Annotated in this window: 2 protein-coding genes; both read left to right on the top strand. The window is 31.2% G+C overall.

Going from position 1 to position 2,044, the window contains the following annotated elements:
- The coding region (locus WBQ70_RS13875; RefSeq protein ID WP_423915238.1) for a CTP synthase at positions 1 to 988 on the top strand (988 nt) is incomplete at its 5' end.
- Positions 989 to 1,070: 82 nt separating this feature from the next.
- On the top strand, positions 1,071 to 2,044 hold a 974-nt coding region (locus tag WBQ70_RS13870; RefSeq protein WP_423915236.1), incomplete at its 3' end, for a YidC/Oxa1 family insertase periplasmic-domain containing protein.

Below are 2,044 nucleotides of genomic sequence, written 5' to 3'. Positions count from 1 at the left end.
CTTAGTTTGTAGAACAGAACACGAAATTTCAAATGAAATTCGTAATAAATTAGCGTTGTTTTGTAACGTGAAAAGAGACGCCGTTATTCAATCTATTGATGCTTCAACTATATATGAAGTGCCTAATTTAATGCTTGAAGAAGGATTAGATGTAGTTGCTTTAAAAAAATTAGATTTACCTAAAAGAGCCACTCCAGATTTAAAACATTGGAACACTTTCTTGAAAAGAATCAAAAACCCTAAACATACTGTTAATATCGGTTTGATTGGGAAATACGTTGAAATGCAAGACTGTTACAAGTCAATTTTAGAAGCTTTTATTCATTCAGGAGCGGCTAATGAGACCAAAGTAAATGTGATTTCCATTCACTCTGAATATATTGATGATGAGTCTGTAGCAGAGAAATTCAAAGATTTGGACGCTGTTCTTGTTGCTCCAGGTTTTGGAGAAAGAGGAATTGAAGGAAAAATAGCTGCAGTACGTTATGCACGAGAAAATAAATTACCATTCTTTGGTATTTGTTTAGGAATGCAAATGTCTGTTATTGAATATTCAAGAAACGTTTTAGGATTAGCAGAAGCAAATTCAACAGAAATGAATCCTGAAACTCCTAATCCAGTTGTGAATTTGATGGAAGATCAAAAAACAGTTACAGATAAAGGGGGAACAATGCGTCTAGGGGCATGGAAATGTGAAATAAAACCAGATACTTTGGCTTATAAAATTTATGGTCAAACGACTATTTCAGAGCGTCACCGTCACCGTTATGAATACAATAACGAATATTTAGATGTACTTCAAAAAGCAGGATTGAAAGCTTCAGGTGTGAATCCTGATACAGGCTTGGTTGAGATTGTTGAAATTGAAGATCATCCTTTCTTTATTGGGGTACAATACCATCCAGAATATAAGAGTACGGTAGTCAATCCACACCCACTTTTTGTCAATTTTGTAGCAGCAGCAGTGCAGGCTAAAAAACATAAATAAAAACATTAAGCATTTCTAAATTTCATCTTTTTAAATTTAGAAATGCTTTCAACTTTAAACTATACACTTTTTATAAATTAAAATGGAAGAAAAAAAATTTGATCCTAATTCGTTAATTGGTTTTGTACTGATATTTGGAATTTTACTTTGGATAATGTATCAAAATAAACCTGACGAAGCTCAGATTGCTGCAGAGAATGCCAAGAAAGAATTGGTTGTAAAAGAAGAGATAAAAGCACAAGAAATAGCCAAAACAACTTCATTGGCTACTGTAAATCCTTCTGATACTATTCAATTAGCGCAATTACAAAAATCATTAGGAGGTTTTGCTTATTCAGCTACTTTGCCTTCAGCTAAAGGTGGAATTACTACGCTTGAAAACAACTTAGTTACTTTAAAAATAGCGAATAAAGGGGGGTATATCGTTGAAGCTACTTTAAAGAATTTTGAAAAATTCAAAAAAGGCTCTGGTGAGTTAGTAGAATTAATTAAAGATAATAATTCTAGTTTAAATATTCAGTTATTTACTAAAGACAACCATACTTTAAACACAAAAGATTTATTTTTTGAACCTACATTGACTAAAAATGGAGAGGATCAAATAGTATCTATGCGTTTAAAATCAGCTGACAATCAGTATTTAGAATTTAAATACGTATTGAAAGCAGATAATTATATGTTGGATTTTGAAATCCAAACACAAGGGTTGGATAATGCTTTAGTAACATCTAAACCATTGAATTTAGAATGGGATTTGAAAACTTATGCTAATGAAAAAAGTATCAATTACGAAAATCGTTATGCTGAAGTGTATTTTGAATACGAAGATGGTAAAACGGATTATTTAGGACAAGGTACTGATAAAACTGAAACGGCAGATAAAGTTTCATTTATTGCTTACAAACAGCATTTTTTCTCTTCTATATTATTATCTGATACTCCATTTGAAAAAGTAGATTTATATTCTAATAATTTAGTTAATGATCAAGAAGTTGATACTGTTTTTACAAAACAATTCAAGTCTAAAGTACCGTTAGCGTTCAAAAACGGTGAAAT

This window comes from Flavobacterium sp. (assembly GCF_049590715.1).
Classification (GTDB): Bacteria; Bacteroidota; Bacteroidia; order Flavobacteriales; family Flavobacteriaceae; genus Flavobacterium.
This window is presented reverse-complemented; position numbering and strand designations above follow the sequence as displayed.